Below are 2,555 nucleotides of genomic sequence, written 5' to 3' on the forward strand. Positions count from 1 at the left end.
CCCGGAGGCCCGCGCGCACCGCGGCGCCGGAGGCGAGGGAGACCTCGTGCTCGGAGGACCGCCCGCCCGCCAGGACGGCGACCCTCATCCTTGCGGCCCTGTGCCGCCTGTGCCCCCGCCGCCGCCGCCGGAGCCGGAGCCCGGGCCACCTCGGGGGTCCTCGTCCTCGCCGCCGTCGCCCGGCTCGGGCTCGGGCTCGAACCGCCCCACCGTGATGGCCACCGTGGCGCCGCGATCGGCCTGCGACCGACCGTCGGGCGCCTGGCCCAGCACGATCCCGTCCCTGGAGGCACTGTTCACGTCGCGGTCCTGGATGTCGACCTGGAAGCCCCGCGCCGACAGGCGCTCGGCGGCCTGCGACTCGCTGAGGCCGACCACGTCGGGCACGGTGACCTGCTCGGGCGCAGTGGCCACCGTGATGGTCACCGTGGAGCCGGCCGCGGCCTGCCGGCCCCCCGCCGGGTCCTGGGCCACGACGGTGCCCGGTGGCCCGCCGCCCTCGGTCCGGGCCACGTCGACGCCGAAGCCCGCGCGGCGCAGCGCCTGGGTGGCCGCCGCCTCCTGCCGACCCACCACCGAGGGCACTCGGGCCGTCCGCTGACCGCGGGAGACGATCAGCGTCACCTCCGACCCGCGGGGGGCCTGCACGCCCGGGCCGGGCCGGGTCTCGATGACCCGTCCGGCCGGCACCTCGCGCGAGAAGACGCGTTCCTCCTCGACCTCGAAGTCCGCGTCCTCCAGCGCCTCGACCGCCTCGTCGCGCGGCTCGCCCACCACGTCGGGCACCGCCACCACCTCGGGGCCCGCGGACACCGTGAGGTTGACCGTGGAGCCCTCGGGGGCCTCGGTCCGTCCCGGAGGGTCCTGGCCGATGACGCGCCCGGGTGGCTCCGGATTGCGCGCCTCGGTGATCTCGACCTCGAAGCCCTCGCTGCGCAGCCGCTGCTGGGCGACCTCGATGTCGGCTCCCACGACGTCGGGCACGGTGACATCGTCGGGCCCACCCGCCAGCAGCAGGGCGGCGATGACCACACCGGCCACCAGCAGCGCCGCCAGCACCGCCCACAGCCGCCGGCGGCGTGGGCGCTGTGGCTGGGCGCCCTGCTCCCACTCCTGGGAGGAAGCAGGCCCGCCCACCGGGGGCAGGAAGGCCGTGGTGTCCCCGCCCGGGGCGCCGGTGAGCTGGGCACGCACGGCCTCCAGCGCGCCTATGAACTCGTCGGCGTCCTTGAAGCGATGGGCTGGGTCCTTCTCCAGCGCACGCATCGTCACCGCCTCGAGGTCGGCTGGAACATCGGGACGCAACTCCGACAGGGCCGGCGGCGCCTCGCTGACCTGCTTGAGCGCGATGGTCACCGCGCTCTCGGCGTCGAAGGGCAGCCGCCCGGCGAGCATCTCGTAGAGGACGATGCCGATCGCATAGAGGTCGGACTGGGCGCTGACCGCGTGGCCCTGGGCCTGCTCGGGGGACAGGTACTGCGCCGTCCCCATGATCGAGCCCGTCTCGGTCATGTCCGAGGCCCCCGCGCGGGCGATGCCGAAGTCGGTGACCTTCGCGCGGTCCTCTTCGTCGAGGATCACGTTGTGGGGCTTGAGGTCGCGGTGGATGATCCCACGGCGGTGGGCGAAGCGGGCGGCGCGCAGGATCTGGATGGCGATGTCCACCGCACGCAGCGCATCCAGCGGGCCCTCATCGCGGATGATGTCCTTCAGCGAGCGCCCCTCGAGGAACTCCATGGCGATGTAGTAGGTGCCGTCCCACTCCCCGCGGTCGTAGACCGAGACCACGTGCTGGTGCTGCAGGCCGGCGGCGTTCTGGGCCTCGCGGCGGAAGCGCTCGACGAACTCCTCGTCCTCGGTGAAGCGCCGGTGCAGGACCTTGACGGCCACCTTGCGCCCCAGCTGGAGATCGTCGGCCCCGTAGACCTCGGCCATGCCGCCGGAGCCCACCTTGCCGATGACCTGGTAGCGCCCGTCGATGACCGTGTCGGTGGTGATGTCGGGCATCAGTGGGCCACTAGTCGAGCAGGCTCTCCAGCACCGCGCGGGCGATCGGGGCGGCCACCTGGCCGCCCTGGCCGCCCACCGCGCGCTCCACGGTGACCGCGATGGCCACCTTTGGGTCCTCGGAGGGGGCGAAGGCGATGAACCAGAGCTGGTTGATGTTGTTCTGGATGTCGATCTCGGCCGTTCCCGTCTTACCAGCGACGCCCGTGCCCGCCAGCGCCGCCGCCCCGCCCGTTCCCGACTCGACGACGTTGCGCATCATGGCCGTGACCTGCTGCGCCGTCTCCTTGGACATGACCCTGCGCATCCGGTCGGGCTCGATCTCATCCACGGTGCGCCCGTCGCGGTCGGTGATCTTACGGGCGATCCGCGGTTCCATGAGCACGCCGTCGTTGCCCACCGCCGAGGCGATCATGGCCATCTGCAGGGGCGTGGTGAGCAGGCCGGCCTGGCCGATGGCGATACGTGCGAGGTCCAGCCCGGCGTCCGTCGGCTTGACCAGCTCGCCCTCCTCGTCGTAGGTGCCCGAGGCCTCGACCTGGCCGCTG

Annotated in this window: 2 protein-coding genes; both read right to left on the minus strand. The window is 73.3% G+C overall.

Going from position 1 to position 2,555, the window contains the following annotated elements; all coding sequences use genetic code 11:
- Positions 1-84: 84 nt before the first annotated feature.
- Entirely contained in the window at positions 85-2,007 is a 1,923-nt protein-coding gene (pknB, locus tag KY469_22785) for a Stk1 family PASTA domain-containing Ser/Thr kinase (protein ID MBW3665917.1), read from the minus strand.
- Positions 2,008-2,017: 10 nt separating this feature from the next.
- Positions 2,018-2,555: hypothetical protein (locus tag KY469_22790; protein ID MBW3665918.1), on the minus strand; the 538-nt coding region annotated here is incomplete at its 5' end.

Source organism: Actinomycetota bacterium (assembly GCA_019347575.1).
In the GTDB taxonomy this organism is placed as follows: domain Bacteria; phylum Actinomycetota; class Nitriliruptoria; order Nitriliruptorales; family Nitriliruptoraceae; genus JAHWKY01.